We start from the raw sequence: 23,654 nt of genomic DNA, 5'->3' as shown, positions 1-23,654 counted from the left end.
TGATGACCCTCGACGAACTCAACGATATCGACGTCCTCGTGATCGGCGCCGGCAATGCCGCCGCGAATGCGGCACTGGCAGCGCGCAAAGGCGGCGCGCGCCGCGTCGCGATGCTCGAAAGCGCGCCCGAGAATGCGCGTGGCGGCAACTCGGCATTCACGGGCGGCGCGTTCCGTTTCGTCTACGAGTCGGTCGATGATTTGCTGAAACTCGCGCCCGACATCGCCGAACTCGATTTGCCGAACATCGATTTCGGCACCTATACGCGCGAGCAGTATTTCGACGACGTCGGCCGCCTGACCGAATATCGCGCCGACCCGGACCTCACGGAAGTGCTGATCGGCAACAGCTACGAAGCGGCGTTGTGGCTCAAGCGACATGGCGTGCGCTTTCAGCCGGCGCTCGGACGCCAGGCGTTTCGCGTCGAAGGCAAGTTTCGCTTCTGGGGCGGTCTCGCATGCCATATCCTCGGCGGCGGAACACATCTCGTCGAAACGCTGCATGAGGCGCTCAAGCGCGCGGAAGTCGGCGTCGTCTATCAGACGCAGGCGGCAGGGCTCCTGTATGGCGACGGACGTATCGAAGGCGTGCGCGCGTTGTATCGCGGACGCCCCGTCGAAATCCGAGCGAAGGCTGTCGTGCTCGCGTGCGGCGGCTTCGAGTCGAACCCGGAGATGCGCGCGCGCTATCTCGGCCCGAACTGGGATCTCGCGAAAGTGCGAGGCACGCGTTACAACACGGGCTGGGGTCATCGGATGGCGATGGAGATCGGCGCGGCCGTGACGGGTCACTGGTCGGGCGCGCATGCGGTGCAGTGGGACATGAACGCGCCCGAGTATGGCGACCTGACGATCGGCGATCGCTTCCAGAAGCACAACTATCCGTTCGGGATTCTGGTGAACGCGAAGGGCGAGCGCTTCCTCGACGAAGGGCTCGACTTTCACAGCTTCACGTATGCGAAGTACGGCCACGAAGTGCTTCGTCAGCCGGGCCTGTTCGCATGGCAGATCTTCGATCAGAAAGTGGTGAAGCTGTTGCGCGACGAATACCGCATTGCGCGCATCACGAAGGAGACGGCCAATACGCTCGAAGAACTCGCACAGAAACTGACGGGTGTCGACCCGGAAGGCTTTCTGCGCACGGTGCGCGCGTACAACGCCGCCGAGCGTCCCGATGTGCCGTTCAATCCCAACGTGCACGACGGCTTGCGCACGCGCGGGCTCGCGATCGACAAGACCAACTGGGCGAACCGGCTCGATACGCCGCCTTACGAGGCATACGGTGTCACGACGGGTGTGACGTTCACGTTCGGCGGGCTGAAGGTGTCGACGGATGCGGAAGTGCTCGACGTTTCGGGTGCGCCGATTCCAGGGCTCTATGCGGCGGGCGAAATCGTCGGCGGTCTCTACTATCACAACTACGGCAGCGGCACGGGACTCGTTGCGGGCGTCGTGTTCGGCAGGCTGGCGGGCGAAGGCGCGGCGCGCCTCGTCGCTCGCTGAACGCGTTAGCGGAGGGCGCTTCTCGATGCTGCTGCTCGACAACGAATGCGTCGCGCGTTTGCTGACGATGCGCGACTGCATCGACGCGCAGGCGCGGGCGTTTGCGGGACTGCCGGCTGGCGCGTCGATCGGCCGCCCGCGCTTCGATACCTATGTGCCGACTGCGCGCGACGATGGCTACTACCGTTTCGGTTCCGTCGATGGTGCGACGGACGGCATTCTCGCCGTGCGGCTGAAGTCGGACGTGATGGTGTGGCCTCGCGACGATGGAGCCGATCAGTCTGGATCGTATCGCGTGGGCAGCGAGCAGAAGTACTGCATCGAGCCGGGCACGTACTGCGGGCTCGTGATTCTCTTCAGCACCGAGAACGGTGCACCGCTCGCGATCATCAACGATGGTCATTTGCAACATATGCGCGTCGGCGGCGCTGCGGGGCTCGGCACGCGTCTGCTCGCGCGCGAAGACGCGCATACCGTCGGCATGATCGGCTCGGGCGGCATGGCCGAAACGTTTCTCGATGCGCTGTGCTGCGTGCGCGAAGTTCGCCGCGTGCGCGTGTATAGCCGACGCGAGGAGAACCGGCGACGCTTCGCTCGCACGATGGCGGACAGGTTTCAGATCGACATCGAAGCCGTGGATAGCGCTCGCGATGCGGTGCGCGGTGCGGATATCGTCGCGACCTGCACGGACAGCATGTCGCCCGTGCTCGACGCCGCGTGGCTCGAACCGGGGATGCATGTGGTCGCGTTGACGCCGCGCGAGTTCGATGCAAGCGTCGCGCGGCGCTTCGACGTCGCGATTGCGCAGGGTCGCGAGCGCCTGCCGTTGTCGGAGAGCGAGCGCTTCAGCCAGCATGTTTCGGGAAGCCCGAATGCGTTCGTCGGCGGCAGCGACGACGAACGGCGACGGCTGCCCGTTTCGCGCGGAGAGCGCGTCGATACGAGCGGCTGGCCCGTCTATAGCGATGCGATCACGGGCCGCGCGGCGGGCCGCACGAGCGCGGAGCAGATCACGTTTTACTACACGGTGGGCAACTGGGGCGTGCAGTTCGCGGCCGTCGGCGGACATGTGTACCGTGAGGCGGTCAGACAGGGCGTCGGCGTGGCGTTGCCGCGCGAGTGGTTCATCCAGACGATACGCAATTAGGGTTGGGCATCGGCCGATGGGGCGAGTTCTTGTTCGCCAGGGATTGCGCGGCGCAAGAGGCGGGCAACACGCAACGGACACGCTTCCCCGCGTAGCGAGCCGACAGGCTGCGGAACCAAACGTTTCTTCGAGATCGCCGCCTGGTCTGGTTCACTGTCGAACCGGATCGCCCAGCGCCCAGCTGCGGTCGAAAATCGCCGGCTCTGGTCCATAGAAGCGGAAAATAGCGAACCATTCCTTGCCGGGTGCGGTGTAGATCCAGTTCGATGCCTTGCCCGAGGGAGGCTTCGAGCCGAAGTAGAGATCGATCGAGCCGTCGGCATTGCGTTGCGCGTCGGTATCGTACGAATCGAGATTCACGCGCGGCGAGTGCTCGATGAACCCGGCGCTATTCACGTCGTAGACCGTCACGGCCCAAAACTGCCGCACGGGCACGTTTGGCGGTACGCGCAGCCGGTAGGTTCGCTCGCCTCGCAGCTTCTGGCCGCTGGCGTCGTGCCACTCGGTCAGATAGAAGCTCGCCTTGCCGAGTTTGACGGGTGGCGCATAGGCGAGGTAGTAGATCGCGCCGCGCTCGTCCACATCGAGATAGTCGGCGGTCTGGAACGTGAAGCCCGTCTTCGTCGCCACGCCCTGGCTACCGGTGCCCCAGTGCGCGCCGGGCCACCAGAGCTTGCGGTTGTCGCGAATCGTAGCGATGAACTCTTCATGCGCTTCGCCGACGGCTGCACGCAGGATGGATTGCGTCGCGGCGCTGGGCGCAAATGCCCTGCCCTTTTCGATGCCAACCGAGCGCAGCTGGTTCATTGCCACGAGATCGCGCGACGCGACGGGCTCCTCGTTCACCATCCGCGCGAGCCGCGTATAGAACGTCTCGTCGTAGCGAACAATGCCGTCGAAAAGCTTGCCCGCCATGTCGATGTGGCGCTGCTCTGGTGGATGGGCGTCCTGCGCGAGCGGATAAACCCGTTGCTCGCGGATCGACGCAACCGCGGACGCGAGGTCCGGGCCGGTGAGCGTCTTCGGAATCACGCGGATCATCGCATAGCCGTTCAGCGTCGAGCTGCGCACGGGAATATACCCGGCCGGCACTTCGCCGCTGAAGCCGGGTGGCAGCAGCAGATAGCGTGCGCCCTTGCCGGCATCCTGTCCGGACGTACCTACGTCGATGAGCGGCTCCTGCCATGCGTCGAGCAGGCTGCCGAAGGTCGCTGCCCCGTTCGACGGCGGGAGGTCGAATACGACAGGGCCGTCCTTCAGGTTGAAGTTGAAGTAGACGTAAAGCGTCGACGAATTGGGCGTCGTCGTCTGGTTCATCCAGTCGGCGGGGCGCGACCAGTAGACGATGTCGTTGTAGTGCGCGTGGGCATCGCGGAAGAAGGCCTCGCGCATCGCGTCCACGCTCACGATCGGCATGCCCCAGATCGCAGCCTCGACCGCGCGCCGGTAGAGAATGCCCTGAGTGGCCGGGTCCGACTGTTCCTGGGGGTGAGACGAGGCAGCGGCGTTCGCGGGCAAAGTAATGGCGAATGCGGCTGCCGCGAGCAGAATACGCATTCCGTTGCGATTAAGCTTAGGTGTGGTGTTCATGATCTGGTGTTCGCTCCTTAAGGCGCAGTCGCAGTCGCGCTCGCGCCAACGGAATAAGCCTGTGGAAAGGACCAGTTGCCCTCGAGCGCCTCAGCGTGCGGCCGATACAAACGAACCATGTAGTTCCAGTCCGGAGGAATCGGCAGGCAGTTCGGGACCTTGCCGTCGCAGCCGCCGAACTGGATCGCGATGGTGCCGTTGCTGGACTTTTTCGCCGTGATGCTGTTGAGCGTGTAGGCATCGAGAGCGTTGGGCACGAAATAGCCGTGGGCATCGTAGACGCTGATCGACCAGAAACCGTCCACCGGCACGTCCTTTACGTTCATGCGGTAGATAGTCGTGCCGTCGTTGTGCGCGGGCGTCAGGTTCAGATAGATCGCATCCTTGTCGGGATTGCCGCCCCATGCCATCGCCGTGCCTATCAGGGTGACGGACGGGATCAACCTGCCCGGGCGCACCGAACGCACGTCGCAAGTCGGGCAGCGTCGCGCCGAGCGACACCAGCGCGTCGCGCACCTTCTTCTGGCTGACGGGGTCCCAGTCGGGCACCTCAAAGCGGCCGGTGCCACCCGGCTGGCTAACCGCGATCGCGCCCTGCAGTGCGTGCGCGCGGTCGACATCGGAAGGATCGGCCACATCGACCAGTGTGCGAACGGCAACGAACAGATAGCGTGTGCCGGCCTTCGCCTTCGTATAGGTATAAGCGCCCCCGCCGTATCCCACGCTGAGTACGTCGTGATCCTCGTTGACGGCCATGATCGACATGAAGCGCCTGCCTGCCTCCGGTATGGAGATCGTCACCGGTCCGGCATCGAGGTCGAAGACGGCCTCGGAATAAAGCGTGTCCCGATTGGGACGCACGCCCGTGCCCTTGATCGGCGCGAGATCGCGGAAGTGATAGAACCGGCCGAATGCGCCGCGTTTCACGAAAAGGCGCAGGTACATGTCCGTTTCGGCACGGGGGAAATTGTCCACCGTCACGGCATTGGAAGCATGTGCAGGATGCGTGTCCGTCTGCGCCCACAAGGCCAGCGGCGCAAATGCGAGGACGGGGGCCATCAGCGAGCCCAGCACGTTCGAACGTTTTGTCATCTCCTCTCCGTTTTTTCCGCCACGCACGCGCGCGGCGGGTTCGGCGTGCTGGCCGGTGCGGCGGTGCCAGCATGCCTTACCGTCGAGCATAGAGGGACACGGGTGACGGGCACCCCTGCCCTCATGGGGGGCGCCCGTGACGACGGATCAAATCGCGCAGGAATTGATGCCGTGCAATACCCCCTCAAAAGGCGAGGGGCTGACGGGCGGCGCGGCTCCCTATCATGTTCCTCAGCCATCGACGGCATGGTGGAAGTACGTAGTCGAAGCCGCTGTCAGTGCCGATCGAATTCTCTATCCAGCACACCTTGAACCGGATGCCGCCATGTCGCTGATACTTTCCCGCCGGGATCTGAATTTCCTGCTCTACGAATGGCTTGGCGTCGGGCAACTCACGCAAGTGCCGCGCTACGCCGACCATTCGCGCGAAACGTTCGACGCCGCGCTCGATACCTGCGAACAGATCGCCACCGAATTGTTCGCCACGCACAACAAGAAGAACGACCAGCACGAACCGCACTTCGACGGCGAGCGCGTCCATGTGATTCCCGAGGTCAAGACGGCGCTCGACGCGTTCTGCGCCGCTGGTCTCATGGCCGCCGGGCAGGACTACGATCTCGGCGGCATGCAGCTTCCGCTCGTCGTCGAAAAGGCGTGCTTCGCCTGGTTCCTCGCCGCGAATATCGGCACGGCCGCCTATCCGTTCCTGACCATCGGCAACGCAAACCTGTTGCTCGCGCACGGAACGCCGGCGCAGATCGACGCGTTCGTGCGCCCGGAGATGGCGGGTCGATTCTTCGGGACGATGTGTCTTTCCGAGCCGCAAGCGGGTTCGTCGCTCTCTGACATCACGACGCGCGCCGAATACGAGGGAGAGTCTTCGTTGGGCGCGCAGTACCGCCTGCGAGGAAACAAGATGTGGATCTCGGGCGGTGAACATGAACTCGCGGGGAACATCGTGCATCTGGTTCTCGCCAGGGTCCCCGGCGCGGACGGCAAGATCACGCCCGGCGTCAAGGGTATTTCGCTTTTCATCGTGCCGAAGTACCTGCCCGACGAAAACGGCGCGCCTGGCGAACACAACGACGTGGTGTTGGCGGGCCTCAATCACAAGATGGGCTATCGCGGCACGACCAATTGTCTCCTGAACTTCGGCGAAGGGACGAAGTACACGCCCGGCGGGCGCGCGGGCGCGATCGGGTATCTCGTCGGCAAACCCGGCGAGGGACTCGCCTATATGTTCCACATGATGAACGAGGCGCGCATCGGCGTGGGTCTTGGCGCGGCGGCGCTCGGCTACACGGGTTATCTGCACGCGCTCGACTATGCGCGCAACCGGCCACAGGGACGCATCGCGGGCGCAGCCGGAAAAGACGCCGCCAGCCCGCAAGTAAAGCTCATCGAGCACGCCGATATTCGCCGCATGTTGCTCGCTCAAAAGAGCTATGTGGAAGGCGCGCTCGCACTCAATCTCTATTGCGCGAAGCTCGTCGACGACGCGCGCGCGGCCCAATCGGACGACGACGCACACGCGGCACGCGACTGTACGCTGCTGCTCGACATCCTCACGCCAATCGCCAAGAGCTGGCCGTCGCAATGGTGTCTCGAAGCGAACAATCTCGCGATCCAGGTGCACGGCGGTTATGGCTACACGCGCGAGTACAACGTCGAGCAGTTCTGGCGCGACAACCGTCTCAATCCGATCCACGAGGGCACGCACGGCATTCAGGCGCAGGACCTGTTGGGCCGCAAGGTCACGATGCAGGAGGGCGCCGCGCTGCGCCTTCTGCTCGGTCGTATCCGCGCGACGATCGCACGGGCGGCGGCCGCGGAAGACGCCGCGCTCGCCGAATGGGCGCAAAGCCTTCACGCGATGATCGCGCGTCTCGAAGAAGTCACCGGCGTGCTGTGCTCGACCGATGATCGCGCGCTGGCGCTCGCCAACGCATCGGTGTACCTGGAGGCATTCGGCCATGTGACGCTTGCATGGATCTGGCTCGAACAGGCGCTCGTCGCGCAGTGCGCGCTCGACAAAGATGCACCCGGCGAGCGCGCGGAGTTCTACCGAGGCAAGCTCGCTGCCGCTGGATGGTACTTTCGCTGGGAATTGCCGCGTGTGGCAGCGCAGTTCGACCTGCTCGTGTCCCTCGACCGCACCACGCTCGACATGTGCGATGCGTGGTACTGATCACTCTCACTCTCGTCGATGAAAACATGAACCACGTACAACGACTGTTCGATCTCACGGGCAAGACGGCCGTCATCACGGGAGGCTCGCGCGGGCTCGGTCTCCAGATCGCCGAGTGCCTCGGCGATCTGGGCGCGCGGCTCGTGCTCAGCGCGCGCAAGGCGGACGAACTGGAGGCTGCGCGGACGGATCTCGCGGCGCGCGGCGTCGAAGCCGAATGGATCGCCGCCGACGGCGCATGCGAAAGCGACATCGCCCGCCTCGCCGATGAAGCTCTCTCGCGCCTGGGCCACGTCGACATTCTCGTGAACAACGCTGGCGCCACCTGGGGCGCACCGGCCGAAGCATACCCGCTCGACGCCTGGGACAAGGTCATGAACCTGAACGTGCGCGGACTGTTTCTGCTCACGCAGCACTTCGGCAGGAAATCCATGATTCCGCGCCGCTACGGCCGCATCATCAACATCGCTTCAATTGCGGGGCTCTCGGGCAATGCGCCGGGCACCATGCAGACGATCGCATACAACACGTCGAAGGGCGCTGTCGTCAACTTCACCCGCGCGCTTGCAGGCGAATGGGGAGCGTACAACATTACCGTCAATGCGCTCGCGCCGGGCTTCTTCCCTTCGAAGATGACGCAAGGGTCGCTCGACCGGCTTGGCGTAGAGAGCATGTGCGCAGATGTGCCGTTGCAACGCCTCGGTGACCACGAGGACCTCAAGGGCGCGGCAGCCCTGTTTGCAAGCGACGCGGGCAAGCACATTACGGGGCAGATTCTCGCCGTGGACGGTGGTATCAGCGCCGTGTGAGCGGATCTGCATCGCCCCTTTCCGATTCCGTGACCCTATGGCGATCTATCAACTTGGCAAGCACCAACCGGTGATCGATGTCGATGCCTACGTCGCGCACGAGGCCACACTTATTGGCAACGTCACGGTTGGCGCGCGTGCGAGCGTGTGGCCGGGCGCGGTCCTGCGCGGGGATAACGACACTATTGTCGTCGGAGCGGGCAGCAGTGTGCAGGAAGGCGTCGTGCTGCATACGGATTACGGGTGCCCGCTCATCATCGGCAAGCACGTGACAATAGGGCATCAAGCCGTGTTGCATGGTTGCACCATCGAGGACGGCGCGCTGATTGGCATTGGCGCGGTCGTGCTCGATGGCGCCTTGATCGGCCGGGAGTGTCTGGTCGGGGCCCGTGCGCTCGTGACTGAAGGAAAAGTTTTCCCGCCTCGTTCGCTCATTCTCGGCGCACCGGCACGTGTTGTCCGTGCGCTGACCGACAACGATATCGCGCGGCTGCATGAAGGTGCAGCGCACTATGCAGAGGGGCAAGCCGCATACCGCGCGGCGCTTGCTCGGATCAGCTAGCGATTTCCATGGCCAGGCTGCTATTGCAGCAAAGCTTCTGCTCGAGCGTCTACGCGACCTCAAAGAGCCATTGAGGCCTCGCCGCTGCTTCGGCGCGCTCCCGTTCCGACAACCGCCGTTTCCCCGAAAATCCACGAAGGACTCTTTTTGTCCGCGACACGGTTGATTGCGGATTGATCTCCGGATCGATTGGCGTTGATTGCCGCGCGCCCCGGCGCATCGGCGTCCCGTCTGCGTTGCCGTCCTGATCGGCGGGCTGTCTCGTCCGATGCCGCCTCGCATCTGCACGCCTTTGTCACCCCTCGAAACGGCAGGGGGCCGCCCCGCGGCGGCCGTACTAACCTGACGTACCTCCGTTTATTGGTCCCGCAGTGTGCGGCGGGGGTGTCCACCCATCTCTCTCGTTTCAGGAGTTCCGATGTTCTCCATACAGCGCTTGTTTCTCGGACTGACTCTGGTGTGCGGTGCCTTGCAGGCATCGGCGCAGACGGCCGGATCGTCAACGCCGACAGTACCCGTGACCGTAGACAACTTCGTTCGTGCCGAGTCAGACATGGAGTTCGCCGCGATCGTCAAGATGAACGGCATTGGGCGTTTCGGACATCTTCGCGAACTTGCTCCGTTGAACCGCCAAATCGTCGTGCGCGTCAATCGCGACACGCTGTATTCGACCGCGGTATTCGATCTCGACGCAGGCCCCGTCACCATCGATCTTCCCGACGCGGGCAAGCGCTTCCGCTCGATGATCGTCATCAACGAAGATCACTACGCGCAGCAGGTGGTCTACGACGGGGGCAAGTACACGCTCACGAAAGACAAGATCGGTACGCGCTACGTGCTGGCGGCAGTCCGGACGCTGGTCGATCCGGCAAATCCTGAGGATCTCAAGCAGGCTCATGCGTTGCAGGACGGAATCAAGGTCGAGCAGCGCAGCGCGGGCCAGTTCGAAGTGCCCAATTGGGACCCCGCGAGCCACAAGAAGGTGCGCGACGCGCTCAGGGTCCTGGGTTCGACGGTGCCGGACGGAAGGAGCGCCTTCGGCCAGAAGGGCGAGGTTTCGCCGATACGCCATCTCATCGGGGCAGCCGTGCTCTGGGGCGGCAATCCCGACAAGGATGCGATCTATCTGACCGTCACGCCGCCGAAGAACGATGGCAAGGCCTCGTACAAGCTTCACGTACGCGATGTCCCGGTGGATGCCTTCTGGTCGGTCACGGTCTATAACGCGTCGGGCTATATCGACCCGAATCCGTTGAACGCCTACACGATCAATAGCGTCGTAGCGAAGAAGGCGGCTGACGGCGCGGTCGACGTGCAGTTCGGCGGATGCGACGGCAAGCGCGAAAACTGCCTGCCGATCGAGCCGGGATGGAACTACACGGTACGTCTGTATCGTCCGCGCCCCGAAGTTCTCGACGGCAAATGGGACTTCCCGAAGAGCGTGCCCATGTCGTGATCGCGCTGGTCCGTATCGTCAGGGCTCCCGCTGCGTCGTTAGCGCGCGCCGCTGACCGGGCAACGGACGCCACCAGCCGTTGCCCGCGAACATCCGAATGATCCGACGAACGACAGCGGTTGTATCCGAAGCCCGGACGCGCTGGCGATTCAACCGGCTTGTCCGCGAAGCGCACCCCCCACGCGCGAATTTCCACCTGCCGGGCTCAGGGCGATGCCCGGCATCCAACGCCGCCGGAGTGTGCGGATTCACCTGCTTTCCGGCGCATTCCAGTGCATGTCAAAAGTGCCTGCAACGCCCGTCCCGCAGGCCTCTCCGTCCGATGACACACGGTGAAATAACTTCCGCATAGCCTGTAACCGCGTCCATCACTACAGTGCGCATATCGGATGCGATGCACTTGATCCACCACTTCACCGCAGACGATACCTCCCGCCACCACCGTCATGGCATCGTCATGGAAAATCTTGGAAAATTCACGCTGTACGTCACGGCTTTCGTCATCGTCGTATCGATGGTCGAAGCCGTCTGGCTCACCCGCAAATACCGCAATACGGCCACGCCATTTGCATGGCACGAAGTCTGGCTATCGATCATCGATCTGATCGCGCGCAAGCTGCTCGCGCTGCTGCCGCTCTCGCTCGCGGCACCTGTTTTCGCCTTCGCCTGGGACCATCGCCTCTTCACGGTGGAGCTCAATAGCGCGCTGATGGTGCTGGCGCTCTTCGTCGGCCAGGAATTCTGCTACTACTGGTATCACCGCGCGTCGCATCGTGTGCGCTACTTCTGGGCCACGCACGCCGTGCATCATTCGCCGAACCAGTTGACGCTGTCCACCGCGTACCGTCTCGGCATCACGGGCAAGGTGTCGGGTGCGGCCGTGTTCTTCGTGCCGCTCGTCTGGCTCGGCGTGCGTCCCGAAGTCGTGCTGATGACGCTCTCCATCAACCTGCTGTATCAGTTCTGGCTGCACACGACGTGGATTCCGAAGCTCGGCTGGCTCGAGTACGTGTTCAATACGCCGTCCTCGCACCGCGTGCACCATGCGTCGAATGTGGACTATCTGGATGCGAACTACGGCGGCGTGCTGATCGTCTTCGACCGGCTGTTCGGCACCTACGTCGAAGAACGCGCCGACGAGCCCTGCCGCTACGGCCTCGTCACGCCGACCACGTCGCGCAATCCGTTCGTCGTCGAGTTCGAGCACTGGGCGACGCTGGTCCGGGACGTCGTGAAGGCGAAGAGCGTGTGGATCGCGATCAACCACGTGATCCAGCCGCCCGGCTGGCTGCCCGACGGCGGCGGCGAAACCACGGAAGAACTGCGCCGCAAGAGCAAGCCGGCGACTCGCGAGTGCGAAGCGGTCAACGGCTGATCAGAAGACAAAGCAGCACCGGGACAGGGCGCGTGAAGTGACACGCGCCCTGTCGCTTTTGAGGGCGGCGCGCTCGACGCTGCCTGCGAGATCCCCGCCGCGGCCTGAAAGCCATGCCTATCGCGGTACGTCCTTGTTGCGTTGCCCACGCGCCCGGCTGATTCAACCGCTCAAGTCGTAACAGTTCCCATGGCAATATCTGACTGCCGGCACGATGTTCGTGCGGCGTTTGGGCTTTTCGGTGCAAGAGAGGAAACCGTGATGGACGACGACGCGCATGCCTTTAACCAGCTTCGCCCGCGTTTGCAGAAGATTGCGTATCGAATGCTGGGATCCGTGGCCGAAGCCGAGGATATCGTGCAGGACGTGTGGCTGCGCTGGCATTCGGCGGCCCGTGAGGGCATCGACAATGCGGAAGCCTGGCTCGTCGCGGTCACGACGAGAATGTCGATCGACCGTCTGCGCGCGGCGAAGATCCAGCGCGAGCACTACACGGGCATCTGGCTGCCCGAGCCGCTGCTGACGGAGCCGCCCGCGACGCCCGAAGAAATGACCGAGCGCGCCGATGATGTCTCCGTTGCCTTTCTTATGCTGCTCGAACGGCTGACGCCGGAAGCGCGCGCGGCGTTTCTGCTGCGTGAGGTCTTCGACACGGACTATGTCGACATCGCCGATATCATCGGCAAAACGGAGGCGGCGTGCCGTCAGCTGGTGAGCCGCGCCAAAGCGCAACTGCGCGACACACGCCCGCGCCAGGCCGTGCCGCGCGAGACGCATCGCCGGCTGCTGCAGACGTTCGCGCGGGCGCTCGAGGGCGGCGACTTCGCGTCGATCAACGCGCTGCTCGCGGAAGACGCGACGCTGATCGGCGACGGCGGCGGCAAGGTACAGAGCTTCCCGCGTCCGATGCTGGGCGGCCGGCGCATCGCGCAGCTTTTCTATGCGTCGTCTCTGCGTTACAAGAGCGAGCTTCGCGTGAAACTCGTGATGCTCAACGGCGAGTGGGCGCTGCTGCGCTATTTCGAAGGCAAGCTAGAATCGGCGCAGACGTTCGAAACGGACGGCCAGCGTATCGTCAACATCCACGTGCAGCGCAATCCCGACAAGCTGGCGCGCATCGTCGCAGCGCACGGCAATCCCTGAGCGCCGATCCATCCTGCGCGCACGCGCGGTGAGTACCAGATGACCGATGCGCCGATTGGTGCTTCACAGGCAACAGCATGAGCCCGATCGCGGGTCTACCGCCGCGCGCCTCGCACACCTACCATGGCTTCATGCGGTTCTCGCCGCTCATGGCACCCTGGAAGTGCGGGTGTTTTTCTGATCGACACCAGGAGACAACATGACCCAGCGCATCAACTACGTTCAACAATCGCCGGAACTGTTCAAGAAGTACCTCGAATTCACCACGCTGTTGAAGGACAGCGCAATCGAAGAGACGATCCGCGACCTTGTTTCGATCCGCGCGTCGCAGATCAACGGATGTGCGTTCTGCCTCGACATGCACGTGAAGGAAGCGCGCATTCACGGCGAGCGCGAGCTGCGCATCCATCATCTTCCGACGTGGCGCGAGTCGACGCTCTTCTCGCCGCGCGAACGTGCCGCGCTCGCGTGGGTGGAAGTGCTGACGAAGCTGCCCGAGCACGGCGTCGATGACGATATCTACGAGCGCGTGCGCGGCCAGTTCTCGGAAAAGGAATTGTCCGACCTGACGTACGACGTGATGGCCATCAACGGATGGAATCGTGCAAACATCGCGTTCAGGACGGTGCCTGGTTCGCAGGACAAGGCATACGGCCTCGACAAGGCTAACCTCGCCTGAGGGGCGCCGTCGGGTTTCGCTATATTCGGCCCGCGCGCGTGGGCCGCGTCTTTGAGGAGCGTGCCATGTTTCGCTCGAAGAGATCCATCATGTCCTTGCTCGTCGTCACGGGCGCATTGATGGGGCAGGCGGCCCGCGCCGCGGCGCCCGAGGCCATCGTCACACCCGTGATGACGCAGCCGCTCGATGACTATCCGGGCAAGGAAGGGCTGATGATCACGGTCGAATATCCGCCCGGTTCCGTCGATCCCGTCCATCGGCATTACGCACACGGGTTCATCTACGTGCTGGAAGGGTCGATCGTGATGCAGGTGAAGGGTGGAAAGGAAGTCACGCTCAAGCCCGGGCAGAGCTTCTATGAAGGCCCGAACGACGTTCACACGGTCGGGCGCAACGCGAGCCAGACACAGCCGGCCAGGTTCCTCGTGGTGTTCCTGAAGAACAAGGGCGCGCCCATTCTCGTGCCGGAAAAGTGAGCGTGGCGGTCGGCGGCGAGCCGGGCCGAGGAAAGGAATCTGCGTGAAATTTCACAAGCGGCGTCACAAGCGCTGTCACAAACGGGGGCGCTCATACGTCTAGTCGGATACCGACCCACCGACTATGCACCATGTCAGACTACCCACCACGCAGTTCGACCTCGAGCGCCGACGACCCGATCGCCAGCAGCTTTGCGACCAGTTACGCCGGCGTTGTTTCCTTTCTGGCCGTTGCCAACGAAGGCAGCTTCGCCCGCGCGGGCGATCGCCTCGGCATCGGCCGTTCTTCCGTCAGCCGCAACGTGCAGAAGCTCGAATCCCAGCTCGATGCGCGGCTCTTTTTTCGCACGACGCGCAGCACGTCGCTGACGCGCGAGGGCGAACTGTTCTACGAGAAATGTCAGCCGGGCGTCGAGCGTATCGCGCAGGCGCTGGAAGACATGCGCGAGCTGCGCAACGGACCGCCACGCGGCCGTTTGCGCGTCTGCTCGACACCTGGCTTCGGCCGCAAGATCGTCGCGCCGTTGTTGCGCGGTTTTCGCGCGCGCTACCCCGACATCGCGCTGGAACTGCTGCTGAACGACCGTCCCACTGACTTCACGGCCGACCGCATCGATGTGTCGTTTCGCGACGGACGCATGGAAGACAGCGAGATCGTCGCGCGCCAGCTGATACCGATGCAAATGATCGTCTGCGCATCGCCCGCGTATGCGCAGGTCTACGGCTTGCCGCGCGATATCGACGAACTCGCCGCTCACGACTGCATCAACTTCCGCATGACGTCGGGCCGCATCAGGGAATGGGAATTCAAGGTCGACGGCCTGCCGCAGCGGCGCCAGCCGGCCGCGCAGCACACGTTCAACGACGCCGATCTGATCTTGCAGGCCGTGCTCGACGGCGAGGGTATCGCGCAATTGCCGGCGTATCAGGTGTGCGATCTGCTCAAGCGGGGCCGGTTGCTGTGCTGTCTGCCGCAATACGCGCCCGACGACGGCGGCCATTACATCTGCTATCTGAGCCGCAAGCATCTTCCCGCCCGAATCCGCGTGTTCGTCGACTACATGACCGAGCACACGAGAGCGCTCGATTTGCAGTATCTGGCCACGACGCACGAGATGCCCGAAATCGAATCCGCGGTCGATTGACGGCGCGCCGAACGTCGATCTTCCTCGACGTTCCGATTGCTTCCGATTGGTGCCGATTGGTGCCGATGACGCAACACGATGGATGCTTCTGCGGCTCTTCTGCCGGGCGGCGCGCAGGCCTACGATGCTTCACGTACGGACTGCGCGCAATTCGCGCTTTGCACGCGGGAGCGGCTTCGAGGCCGCGCACAAGCTCTCGTCGTGCTCGCGCGGGCGGATGACGCTGACGAAGCGTAACGCCGCGCGTGTGCATCAGCCAAGGAGTCGAACATGAACGGCAGTGATCCGTGGTCTCAGATCGTCGACTGGTTGCACGGGCAGGCTCCCGATATGCGAGAGTCGCGCGAACTCTGTCGTCCGGCACGGTCCCCTGTTGCAAATGCATCGTCGATCGATCGCATCGAGCGGCAGACCACGTCGACGATACTGGTGTCGTGGAGCGACTCGACGTTCGGCCGGTATCAGGATCAGATGTGGCGGGCAGGCTTTGCGCGCACGTCCGGAGTCTGCGGTCTGACGGGCGCGCCCGTGCGGCGCGGCGACCCCGTATTCCGGCCGCTCGTGCGCGTGGGCGCGAAGCCATTGAACGCGCTGGACATGATTCTCGCGGCCACGCTGCAGAGGGAATGGCACGTCCCATCCTCGGACGGACGCTGACCGCGCGGATGCTACGGCTGCAACATCGACGCCTTCGCTCCAGCATGACATGTAGCGTCACGCGTGCGCGGCGTCGCGCGAATCAGCGCCGAAAAATAGCGGAGTGTCGCGTCGAGCCCTTCGTCCAGCGATGTATGCGGCTCCCACGCCAGCAATTGTCTTGCACGGCCGATGTCCGGTTGCCGATGCCACGGATCGTCTACAGGCAGCGGGCCAAACTCGATGACCGACGACGAACCCGTCATCTCGACGATGCGTTGCGCGATCTCCAGCATCGACACCTCATGCGGATTTCCCAGATTGACGGGGCCGTTGGGATCTTCGGCCAGGTTCATCAGCCGGATGAACGCGTCGATCATATCGTCGACGAAGCAGAACGAGCGCGTTTGCGAACCATCGCCGTACACCGTCAGCGGCTCACCGCTCAACGCCTGGGTCGCGAAGTTCGACACCACGCGTCCATCGGCGGGATGCATGCGCGGTCCATACGTGTTGAAGATTCGCGCGATGCGGATATCGAGCCGATGCTGGCGCCGATAATCCATGAAGAGCGTCTCCGCGCAGCGCTTGCCTTCGTCGTAGCACGAACGCGGGCCGATGGGATTCACGTGGCCCCAGTAGTCCTCCGTTTGCGGATGCACGCGCGCATCGCCATAAATCTCGCTCGTCGACGCCTGGAAGATCTTCGCCTTCACGCGCTTCGCAAGCCCCAGCATATTGATCGCGCCGTGCACGCTGGTCTTGGTGGTCTGCACGGGATCATGCTGATAGTGAATGGGTGAAGCGGCGCACGCAAGGTTATAGATTTCATCGACTTCCACGTACAGCGGAAATGTCACATCGTGACGCATCAGTTCGAAATTCGCGCAGTCGAGCAGATGCGCGATATTGTCCTTCGTGCCCGTATAGAAGTTGTCGACGCACAGCACGTCGTGGCCTTGCGCGACGAGCCGCTCGCACAGATGCGAGCCGAGAAACCCGGCGCCGCCCGTCACGAGAATGCGTTTGCGCGATATCTCTTTCATCGTCGTGCTCTCTGTCAGGCCGTGACCTGCGTTAGCGTGTCGTGCCAGTCCTGCACGAAACGGTCGATATGAAAACGTTCGAGCGCCGTGCGCCGCGCGTTGTCGCCCAGCGAGCGCGCGAGCGCCGGATCGCGTATCAGCGTGTGCATCGCATCGGCGAGCGCGTCCGTGCTGGTGTCGATGAAACCGTTCTCGCCGTTGCGGATCACCGTCGACAACTCCGTCGTCGCAAGACCGACGATCGGCATGCCGATCGTCATCGCTTCGACGATCGCGAGCCCGAGGCTCGTCCAGCGGATCGGGTTGAAAAAGAAGCGGTATCGGGCGATGAACGCGGCAAGTTCGAGATTCGAAATCTCGCCAATGCCGCCGCAGCTTTGCGCATCCATGCCGACGAGATCGAGCGGCACGCGCGAACGCATCTGCGCGAATACATCACTGCCGAGGCGCCGTCCGCGCTGCGCAAGATGATTGACGACGACGATGCCGCATTCGCGCTCGCCGCTATACCGCACGCCTTCGGGCACGACCACGCCGTGCTCGATGACGCGCGAGGGCGTCACGCCGCAATCCCACATCAGCTGATTGAAGTGCGTGACGTGCACGAGCAGCGTCTCGGGATCGTCGACCCAGTGCCATTGCTGATAAGGGTTCTCCATCGGAGGATCATGCTCGACATAGATGCGCGGCAAGCGGCGCTGCGCATCGGACAGTACATGCTCGCGGTCATGGTCCCAATGCTGGCGATGCTGATACAGCACGACATCGAAATCCGTCGACGCCACTTCGGCGATGCTCACCTCATGCACGTTTTCGCCCCACGGCAGCGTGCCATTCGCGCCCGCATAGCCGGGCGGATTGCCGGGCCTGGTGACGAGATAGAAATCGTGCGGCGCCTGGGTCAGGTAGTACAGGTAGTTGCCGTGCACATGCCAGGTCAGCACGCGCAGCCGGCGACCGCTACGCAACATGGCGCACCTCCTCGCTGGCAGACAGAACGGAAGCATCGGCCGCGTGCAACGTGCACGGCGCGGCCGGGCTTGCATTGCAATCGCACGCGAGCATGTCGCGCGCCGCCTGCACGACCTCCGGCACGGCGATGTTCAAAGCGCATTCGTGCCCATAAGGACACACGCGGAACGCGCACGGACGGCAAGCCGGATAATCCGCGAGCACGCGGTGCCGTTCGCGATCGAGGGGCGCCCAGCGGCGCGTGTCGCTGCCCGACGCGACGACGATGCTCGGCGTGCGCATCGCGGCCGCGATGTGCGACATACCCGTATCGTTGCAGACGACGAGCCTCGCACGATCGACCAGCGCCGCCAGCGAGCCGAGCGAAGTCGAGCCCGCCAGATGCAGTGCGGGCGCGGCCATCAACCCGAGCACGGTGGCCGTCAGTTCCGCTTCCGCATCCGTGCCCGTCACGGCGATCTGCCAGCCGCCGGCGGCGAGCGCATCGGCGACTTGCGCGAAGCGCGCGGCGGGCCAGCGGCGCGACGGCAATTGCGCGCCCGGGTGAATCAGCACGAGCCGATACGCCTCGATGCCGTGCGCGGCGGCGAGCGACGCATACGCGGCTTCGTCCTGCGCGGTCAGGTCGAACGAGAGCGCATCGCTCTCGCGCGGCGCGCCCATTGCATTCGTCAGCGCGAGATAGCGATGCGGCTCCGGCGACACGTCCGGCCATTCGATGAAGCAGCCGGAGCGCGCGATCTCGCCGGGTTGCACGAAGCCCGCATACGCGCGCGCGCCGAAGCGGCACACGATGTCGTTCGCGATGCCGCCGCTGCCGTGCAGCTGGATCGCGAGATCGAATGCGCGCTGCCGCATCGCGTCGATGAACGCGGGCAGCGCGCTATCGTCTTCGTGCTGCTCGGGAAATCCGCTTGCGCCAGGAAACACGATCAGTTCGTCGAGCAGCGCAGGGTATCGGTCGACGAACACCCGGGCCCACGGCAAACCGATCAGCGCGATATGCGCATGCGGCGCCGCGCGTCGCAGCGCGCGCAACGCGGGCACGCTGCACAGCATGTCGCCGAGTTGCAGCGCGCGAAAGATCGCGATGCGTTGCGGGGCGAGTCGATCGATAAAGGAACTCACAGGAAGAACACCTTGTAACGGATCGCGCCGCGCAGACGCCAGTAGATCGAAAGAAACGGAATGAGCATCGACGTCCATGCCATTTCGGCGATATGCGGAAGGTCGCGTCGCGTGTGGCGCAGACGCGCGGCGCAGAAGGTCGCGGTCAGCAGCGCCCATAAGATCAGCGCGGCTGCGGCGGGCAGCCGGTGCCCCGCGAGTGCGGCGACGCACGCGCACAGCATGCTCGCGACGATCGCGTAATAGAGGTGCGGCGGCCCTGCATCGATTCGCTGCCGGTACAGAGCGGGATGCTTGCGAAACAGCAGCGCTTCGAACTGGCTCTTCTTCTGCTGCGCAAGGCTCACGCCCCAGCGCGCGGGACGCACGGGATGCACGACGACGGCATCGTACGCGCGCACGATGCGGCCGCCCGCCTGCAGCACGGCGAACTGCAAATCGGAGTCCTCGCGCCATGCCGATGTGAACCGTTCGTCGAAGCCGCCCATTGCGGCGAGCCGCGAGCGGCGCACGAACGCATTGGCGGTGGCGAATTCGGCGCGCGAGAGGCCGCTCGCGTCGAGTTCGTAATCGCTGGGCGCGTCGGGCAACGGCACGGCGATCGTGCCCGATGCAGCGTCGGCGCCCGTGGCGAGCGCGGCGGCGCCCGCCGTGAGCCAGTGCGGATCGGGAATCGTATCGTCGTCGGTGAAGGCGATCAACGGCGAGCGGGCCGCGCGCCAGCCCGCGTTGCGTGCCCCGGCTGGCCCTTGCGTCGCCCTCACGGGCACGTAGCGGACCGTGAGCCCGCGCGCCGACACCTGGTCCGCGAAGCGCTGCACCGCCAGTTGCGTCGCGTCGTCGGGGCCGTCGTCGCACACGATGATTTCATAGCGATGCGCGCCGAAGTCCTGCGCGGCCAGCGCGTTCAGACAGACTATGAGCGGCGCCGGCCGCCTGTAAGTGGGCACGACCACCGAGACGTCGCATTGCGCGCAGTCGGCGCCTGTCGCGTCGGCCCCGGCGTCATGCCGCGCGCAGCCATGGCCCAAAGCATCGAAGCGGCGCGCATTCATGCAGTGGACTCCGCATGCGTTGCGCCCGAGCGCGCCGAACCGACTTTTTCGATGATGAATGGCCCGATCACGAGGGCGTCGAGAGGGGACGTCCAGAACGATTCGATGGCATCGCGCGGCGAGTTGACCATCGGCTCGCCGCGCGTATTGAACGACGTATTGACCAGCACGGGCACGCCCGTACGCTGCCGGAACGCGTCGAGCAGATCGTAGTAGAGCGCGTGCTGCGCGCGGTTCACCGTCTGCACGCGCGCGGTGCCGTCGACATGCCGCACGGCCGGAATGCGCAACGCCTGTTCTTCGCGAACATCGAACACGAACAGCATGAAGGGCGCGCGCTGCCCGCCGACGAACCATTGCGCCGCGTGCTCTTCCATCACGACGGGTGCGACGGGCCGGAAATCTTCGCGGTCCTTGATCTCGTTGAGCCTTGCCTGCATGCGGGGATCGACCGGCGACGCGAGAATCGAGCGGGCACCCAGCGCGCGCGGCCCGAACTCCGTGCGGCCCTGATACCAGCCGATCACCTTGTTGCAGGCGAGCATGTCGGCGGCTTCGTTCACGACATCTTTCGCGCGACGATAAGGTATCTTCGACCACTTCAGGAAGCGCTCGATTTCATCGTCCGCGTAATCGGGACCGAGATACGCGTGGTCCATCGTCCAATGGCGCGTGTTGTCGCCACGCTCGCGATAGTCGGTCCATAGCGCGGCGCCGAGCGCGGTGCCAGCGTCGCCGGCGGCGGGCTGAACCCATACTTCGTCGAATGGCCCCTGGTCGCGGATCTTCGAGTTCATCACGCAATTGAGCGCGACGCCGCCCGCCATGCACAGCCGCGTCAGACCCGTCTGCCGACGCAGCCAGCGCGCGAGATGCAATACCGTTTCCTCCAGCACGCATTGCAGCGAATGCGCGATGTCGAAGTGCCGTTGCTCCAGCGGGCCGCCCCGTTCGCGCGGTGCGCCGAATCGTTCGACGAGACGCGGCGCATCGACGGTATACGTGCCGTCCTGTCTCACCTTGACGATCGCACGGAACTGATCGACATAGACGGGCTTGCCATACGAGGCGAGCGCCATCACCTTGTACTCGTCGGACGAGTGCAGAAAGCCAAGCCATGCCGTCACGGCTTCGTAGAGCAGCCCCAGCGAATGCGGCAACTCGACCTGACGCAGCCGCGTGTACCTGCCGCCGACGAACTGCCCCATGCTGGTCGTCACGCCTTCACCGCGACCGTCCATCGTGAGAACGGCGGTATCGTCGAACGGGCTCGCGAGAAAGGCGCTCGCTTCATGCGCGAGATGATGATCGACGAAGTGCCACTCGAAACAGTCGTTGCGATCGACGCCTTTGAATCGCTTCGAAAGATGATGTGGCGCGCCGTCCAGCAGTTGCTCTTTCGCATTCGCGATATAGCTCAGAAAGAGCGGGTCCCACGGCGACTCCGACGGGTTTGCGATCCTGGATTGCGCGGGATCGAACGGAAGCGCGATCGTCGCTTGCGGCTCCTTCGGCATGCCCGCGAACAGCGCGGGATCGTAGGAGTACGCGACATGGCCGACGTCCTTCAACGTGATGCCGGCGGTCTCGAGACAGTAGTCGATCGCATCGAACGGCAGTTGCCACGTCGAGAAAGGCACGGGCCGTTTCGCGTGCTTGACGTGCGTGAACCGCTCGTCTTCGGCGGCGGCCAGCACGACGCCATCGCGGACGAGCACGGCGGCGCTGTCGTGATAGACGGCATTGATTCCCAGTGTGTACATGAACGTCATCCCGTATGAGTTGCGATTGCATTGGATGCCGGTTGCGCGCCCGATGCGGGCTCGCCTGTTTCGTCGAGCAGATCGAGCGCGGCCTTTGCGACGTCGGCGGGCGGGATGCCGCGCAGGCACGCATGATGTCCCTGAGGGCAGACGCTGCGATAACACCAGCGGCATTCGACATCGTTGAACAGCACGCGATGCGGCGTTTGCCACGGCCCGTGCTGCGGATTGGTCAGCGCATACAGATCGACGACGGGCGTGCCGAGTGCGCAAGCGATATGAACGGGCCCGCTGTTGTTCGACACCACGACCGTCGCTCTTTCGATCAGCGCGGCGAATGCGCCGAGGTCGAACGCGTCCGTCAGATCGTGCATGAACGGCCGCGCGGACGGGCCTGCTGCATCGATCGCCGCTCGTATCAGCGGCGCTTCGCTCTGGTTGCCCGTGATCAGCACGTTCATCCCCGTTGCGAGAACGAGCTGCGCGGCAGCCGCGCCGAAGCGTTCGGCCGGATAGCGGCGCGACTCGGCGCTCGCACCAGGATGGATGACGATGAAGGGAATCTCGGCATCGATATGCCGCCGGGCGAGCGTCGCGGCAAGCGTCTTGCGATCGAGTTCGCGCATGCGCATGCGCATGCGCGTGTCGTTCGTGCTCGCACCAACGGCCCGCACGAGCGTCAGTTGCCGCTCGACTTCGTGCTGCGTGCCTTGTTCGGGTTCCGTCTCACGCACCCAGTCGTCGAGCAGCGCATAGGGATTCTCGCGGCAGCGCGCGAGCCGGTGCGGAATGCCCGCGAGATAGCACAGCGTTGCGGCGGGCAAGGGGTTCTGGCTGTAGACGGTAAAGATCACGGCGGCGTCGAAACGTCGTTCTTCGAGCAGCGCACGTATTGCCAGATCGGCGGGATGCGAGCGCGGAGGACGTGAGCGCGACCACGGCGCCTCATAGTGGATCACATCGTCGATATCGGGCAGGAAGGGCGCAAGAGTTGCGCCGGCCGTCGAAGCCAGCATCGTCAGGTGACGTCCGGGGCACGCGTCGCGCAACGCGTGAAAGGCGGGCGTCGTCATCAGCACGTCGCCCAGATTGTCCGTGCGCACGCAGAGAATGCGCTTGACGTCGTCGCCCCACGGCGCGAGCGCGCGCGATGCCGCGACGGGTGCATGCGCCGCGCCGGGCGGTGGGAGCAGCGCGAGGCTCTTCATTGTGCCGCCTGGCCGGACAGACCGGATGCGCCCGCGCTGCATTTTTCCTGGTAGTGCAGGATCATCAGCGCCGCACGATGGAGGTCGCGCGCATAGGCGGTCGGTATGCGCGTTTGCGTGCGGCGCCATACCGTCTCGTGCCCGTTGTCGAGCAGTATCGTCTTGCATCCCGCCACGTTACCCGCCTCGACGTCATCGAGTATGTCGCCGACGAACCACGACGTGACCAGGTCGATGCCGTGCTCGCGGGCCGCCCGCAACAGCATGCCCGGTGCGGGCTTGCGGCAGTCGCATGACTGCGCATAGGTCGGCACGCTGCCTTCGGGATGATGCGGACACCAGTACACGCCGTCGAGCGTCGCGCCGCACGACGCGAACATGTCGCGCAGCTTCGCTTCGACGGCATCCAGCGCGGTGATATCGAAGCGCCCGAGCGCGACCCCGCTTTGATTGCTGATGACGAACAGCCTGAATGGACAGCACGCGAGCGCGCACAGCGCTTCGTATGCGCCGGGCGCGAAACGCATGTGCTGCGGATCGACGTTGTACGGCACGTCCTCGAGCAGTGTGCCGTCCTTGTCGATAAAGACGGCCGACTGATGAAGCGTATCGGCGGGCGTGACGGAGGGCGTGAGCATGGCAACCTCGGCTGGATCGAACATTGGATGTGACTCGGCGTGCG

21 protein-coding genes and 1 pseudogene are annotated in these 23,654 nt (G+C 64.2%); 12 read left to right on the top strand and 10 right to left on the bottom strand.

Annotated elements, in window-relative coordinates; genetic code table 11:
• Positions 1-2 precede the first annotated feature (2 nt).
• Both tcuA and AB4Y32_RS18105 read left to right on the top strand, forming a co-directional pair.
• On the top strand, positions 3-1,502 hold the full coding sequence (gene tcuA, locus AB4Y32_RS18110; RefSeq protein WP_368722654.1) for an FAD-dependent tricarballylate dehydrogenase TcuA: 1,500 nt from the start codon (positions 3-5) through the stop codon (positions 1,500-1,502).
• Positions 1,503-1,527: 25 nt separating this feature from the next.
• Positions 1,528-2,649, top strand: a complete 1,122-nt coding sequence (locus AB4Y32_RS18105; RefSeq protein WP_368722653.1) for an ornithine cyclodeaminase family protein — start codon at positions 1,528-1,530, stop codon at positions 2,647-2,649.
• Positions 2,650-2,799: 150 nt separating this feature from the next.
• Here the strand turns inward: AB4Y32_RS18105 and AB4Y32_RS18100 are convergent, their stop codons facing one another.
• The 3 genes and pseudogenes from AB4Y32_RS18100 to AB4Y32_RS18090 all read right to left on the bottom strand — a co-directional run.
• Positions 2,800-4,239, bottom strand: coding sequence for a DUF1254 domain-containing protein (locus AB4Y32_RS18100; protein ID WP_368722652.1), 1,440 nt, complete (start codon positions 4,237-4,239; stop codon positions 2,800-2,802).
• A gap of 17 nt (positions 4,240-4,256) precedes the next feature.
• On the bottom strand, positions 4,257-4,565 hold the full coding sequence (locus tag AB4Y32_RS18095; protein ID WP_368722651.1) for a DUF1214 domain-containing protein: 309 nt from the start codon (positions 4,563-4,565) through the stop codon (positions 4,257-4,259).
• 445 nt (positions 4,566-5,010) lie between these two features.
• Positions 5,011-5,184, bottom strand: a pseudogene (locus AB4Y32_RS18090) (DUF1254 domain-containing protein); the annotation flags it as partial.
• Positions 5,185-5,656: 472 nt separating this feature from the next.
• Here AB4Y32_RS18090 and AB4Y32_RS18085 point away from each other — a divergent pair.
• The 10 genes from AB4Y32_RS18085 to AB4Y32_RS18040 all read left to right on the top strand — a co-directional run bounded on the left by AB4Y32_RS18085 (position 5,657) and on the right by AB4Y32_RS18040 (position 15,821).
• On the top strand, positions 5,657-7,519 hold the full coding sequence (locus AB4Y32_RS18085) for an acyl-CoA dehydrogenase (protein ID WP_368722799.1): 1,863 nt from the start codon (positions 5,657-5,659) through the stop codon (positions 7,517-7,519).
• Positions 7,520-7,545: 26 nt separating this feature from the next.
• Positions 7,546-8,328, top strand: a complete 783-nt coding sequence (locus AB4Y32_RS18080) for an SDR family oxidoreductase (RefSeq protein ID WP_368722650.1) — start codon at positions 7,546-7,548, stop codon at positions 8,326-8,328.
• Positions 8,329-8,365: 37 nt separating this feature from the next.
• Positions 8,366-8,890, top strand: coding sequence for a gamma carbonic anhydrase family protein (locus AB4Y32_RS18075; RefSeq protein WP_368722649.1), 525 nt, complete (start codon positions 8,366-8,368; stop codon positions 8,888-8,890).
• Positions 8,891-9,308: 418 nt separating this feature from the next.
• Entirely contained in the window at positions 9,309-10,346 is a 1,038-nt protein-coding gene (locus AB4Y32_RS18070) for a DUF1254 domain-containing protein (RefSeq protein WP_368722648.1), read from the top strand.
• A 457-nt stretch (positions 10,347-10,803) separates the two neighbouring features.
• Positions 10,804-11,721, top strand: coding sequence for a sterol desaturase family protein (locus AB4Y32_RS18065; protein WP_368722647.1), 918 nt, complete (start codon positions 10,804-10,806; stop codon positions 11,719-11,721).
• Between the two features lie 261 nt (positions 11,722-11,982).
• Positions 11,983-12,864, top strand: a complete 882-nt coding sequence (locus AB4Y32_RS18060) for an RNA polymerase sigma-70 factor (RefSeq protein WP_368722646.1) — start codon at positions 11,983-11,985, stop codon at positions 12,862-12,864.
• Between the two features lie 199 nt (positions 12,865-13,063).
• A complete protein-coding gene (locus tag AB4Y32_RS18055; RefSeq protein ID WP_368722645.1) occupies positions 13,064-13,543 on the top strand; it encodes a carboxymuconolactone decarboxylase family protein in 480 nt (159 codons plus the stop codon).
• Positions 13,544-13,608: 65 nt separating this feature from the next.
• Complete coding sequence (locus AB4Y32_RS18050; RefSeq protein WP_368722644.1) at positions 13,609-14,019, top strand: cupin domain-containing protein; 411 nt, start codon at positions 13,609-13,611, stop codon at positions 14,017-14,019.
• Between the two features lie 131 nt (positions 14,020-14,150).
• Positions 14,151-15,164, top strand: a complete 1,014-nt coding sequence (locus AB4Y32_RS18045) for a LysR family transcriptional regulator (RefSeq protein ID WP_368722643.1) — start codon at positions 14,151-14,153, stop codon at positions 15,162-15,164.
• Positions 15,165-15,434: 270 nt separating this feature from the next.
• Positions 15,435-15,821 carry a DUF3331 domain-containing protein gene (locus tag AB4Y32_RS18040; RefSeq protein ID WP_368722642.1) on the top strand — a complete coding sequence of 129 codons (387 nt, stop codon included), beginning with the start codon at positions 15,435-15,437 and terminating at the stop codon, positions 15,819-15,821.
• Between the two features lie 11 nt (positions 15,822-15,832).
• Here AB4Y32_RS18040 and AB4Y32_RS18035 read toward each other — a convergent pair whose 3' ends face one another.
• The 7 genes from AB4Y32_RS18035 to AB4Y32_RS18005 are packed head-to-tail and all read right to left on the bottom strand — an operon-like array spanning position 15,833 to position 23,610.
• Positions 15,833-16,846 (bottom strand): UDP-glucuronic acid decarboxylase family protein, encoded by a 1,014-nt coding sequence (locus AB4Y32_RS18035; protein ID WP_368722641.1) that lies wholly within the window; start codon positions 16,844-16,846, stop codon positions 15,833-15,835.
• Positions 16,847-16,860: 14 nt separating this feature from the next.
• Complete coding sequence (locus tag AB4Y32_RS18030) at positions 16,861-17,817, bottom strand: glycosyltransferase family 4 protein (RefSeq protein WP_368722640.1); 957 nt, start codon at positions 17,815-17,817, stop codon at positions 16,861-16,863.
• On the bottom strand, positions 17,807-18,946 hold the full coding sequence (locus AB4Y32_RS18025; RefSeq protein WP_439899805.1) for a glycosyltransferase family 9 protein: 1,140 nt from the start codon (positions 18,944-18,946) through the stop codon (positions 17,807-17,809). The genes AB4Y32_RS18030 and AB4Y32_RS18025 overlap by 11 nt, the downstream gene beginning before the upstream one ends.
• Positions 18,943-20,001, bottom strand: a complete 1,059-nt coding sequence (locus AB4Y32_RS18020) for a glycosyltransferase family 2 protein (RefSeq protein WP_368722639.1) — start codon at positions 19,999-20,001, stop codon at positions 18,943-18,945. Before AB4Y32_RS18020 ends, AB4Y32_RS18025 begins: the two co-directional genes overlap by 4 nt.
• Positions 19,998-21,764, bottom strand: a complete 1,767-nt coding sequence (locus AB4Y32_RS18015) for a carbamoyltransferase (RefSeq protein WP_368722638.1) — start codon at positions 21,762-21,764, stop codon at positions 19,998-20,000. Before AB4Y32_RS18015 ends, AB4Y32_RS18020 begins: the two co-directional genes overlap by 4 nt.
• Positions 21,765-21,769: 5 nt before the next feature.
• Positions 21,770-22,972, bottom strand: a complete 1,203-nt coding sequence (waaF, locus tag AB4Y32_RS18010) for a lipopolysaccharide heptosyltransferase II (protein WP_368722637.1) — start codon at positions 22,970-22,972, stop codon at positions 21,770-21,772.
• Complete coding sequence (locus AB4Y32_RS18005) at positions 22,969-23,610, bottom strand: D-glycero-alpha-D-manno-heptose-1,7-bisphosphate 7-phosphatase (protein ID WP_368722797.1); 642 nt, start codon at positions 23,608-23,610, stop codon at positions 22,969-22,971. Before AB4Y32_RS18005 ends, waaF begins: the two co-directional genes overlap by 4 nt.
• Positions 23,611-23,654: the final 44 nt, after the last annotated feature.

The organism is Paraburkholderia phymatum (assembly GCF_040965635.1).
Taxonomy (GTDB): domain Bacteria; phylum Pseudomonadota; class Gammaproteobacteria; order Burkholderiales; family Burkholderiaceae; genus Paraburkholderia; species Paraburkholderia phymatum_B.
This window is presented reverse-complemented; position numbering and strand designations above follow the sequence as displayed.

Bases quoted from the DNA above. Each gene is read 5' to 3' on its own strand.
- AB4Y32_RS18015 (WP_368722638.1), bottom strand. From the start codon at position 21,764: ATGTACACACTGGGAATCAATGCCGTCTATCACGACAGCGCCGCCGTG.
- AB4Y32_RS18075 (WP_368722649.1), top strand. From the start codon at position 8,366: ATGGCGATCTATCAACTTGGCAAGCACCAACCGGTGATCGATGTCGAT.
- AB4Y32_RS18040 (WP_368722642.1), top strand. From the start codon at position 15,435: ATGAACGGCAGTGATCCGTGGTCTCAGATCGTCGACTGGTTGCACGGG.
- AB4Y32_RS18085 (WP_368722799.1), top strand. From the start codon at position 5,657: ATGTCGCTGATACTTTCCCGCCGGGATCTGAATTTCCTGCTCTACGAA.
- AB4Y32_RS18080 (WP_368722650.1), top strand. From the start codon at position 7,546: ATGAACCACGTACAACGACTGTTCGATCTCACGGGCAAGACGGCCGTC.
- AB4Y32_RS18060 (WP_368722646.1), top strand. From the start codon at position 11,983: ATGGACGACGACGCGCATGCCTTTAACCAGCTTCGCCCGCGTTTGCAG.
- AB4Y32_RS18055 (WP_368722645.1), top strand. From the start codon at position 13,064: ATGACCCAGCGCATCAACTACGTTCAACAATCGCCGGAACTGTTCAAG.
- waaF (WP_368722637.1), bottom strand. From the start codon at position 22,972: ATGAAGAGCCTCGCGCTGCTCCCACCGCCCGGCGCGGCGCATGCACCC.
- AB4Y32_RS18070 (WP_368722648.1), top strand. From the start codon at position 9,309: ATGTTCTCCATACAGCGCTTGTTTCTCGGACTGACTCTGGTGTGCGGT.
- AB4Y32_RS18050 (WP_368722644.1), top strand. From the start codon at position 13,609: ATGTTTCGCTCGAAGAGATCCATCATGTCCTTGCTCGTCGTCACGGGC.
- AB4Y32_RS18045 (WP_368722643.1), top strand. From the start codon at position 14,151: ATGTCAGACTACCCACCACGCAGTTCGACCTCGAGCGCCGACGACCCG.
- AB4Y32_RS18105 (WP_368722653.1), top strand. From the start codon at position 1,528: ATGCTGCTGCTCGACAACGAATGCGTCGCGCGTTTGCTGACGATGCGC.
- AB4Y32_RS18030 (WP_368722640.1), bottom strand. From the start codon at position 17,817: ATGTTGCGTAGCGGTCGCCGGCTGCGCGTGCTGACCTGGCATGTGCAC.
- AB4Y32_RS18035 (WP_368722641.1), bottom strand. From the start codon at position 16,846: ATGAAAGAGATATCGCGCAAACGCATTCTCGTGACGGGCGGCGCCGGG.
- AB4Y32_RS18095 (WP_368722651.1), bottom strand. From the start codon at position 4,565: ATGAACGTAAAGGACGTGCCGGTGGACGGTTTCTGGTCGATCAGCGTC.
- AB4Y32_RS18100 (WP_368722652.1), bottom strand. From the start codon at position 4,239: ATGAACACCACACCTAAGCTTAATCGCAACGGAATGCGTATTCTGCTC.
- AB4Y32_RS18005 (WP_368722797.1), bottom strand. From the start codon at position 23,610: ATGCTCACGCCCTCCGTCACGCCCGCCGATACGCTTCATCAGTCGGCC.
- AB4Y32_RS18065 (WP_368722647.1), top strand. From the start codon at position 10,804: ATGGAAAATCTTGGAAAATTCACGCTGTACGTCACGGCTTTCGTCATC.
- tcuA (WP_368722654.1), top strand. From the start codon at position 3: ATGACCCTCGACGAACTCAACGATATCGACGTCCTCGTGATCGGCGCC.
- AB4Y32_RS18020 (WP_368722639.1), bottom strand. From the start codon at position 20,001: ATGAATGCGCGCCGCTTCGATGCTTTGGGCCATGGCTGCGCGCGGCAT.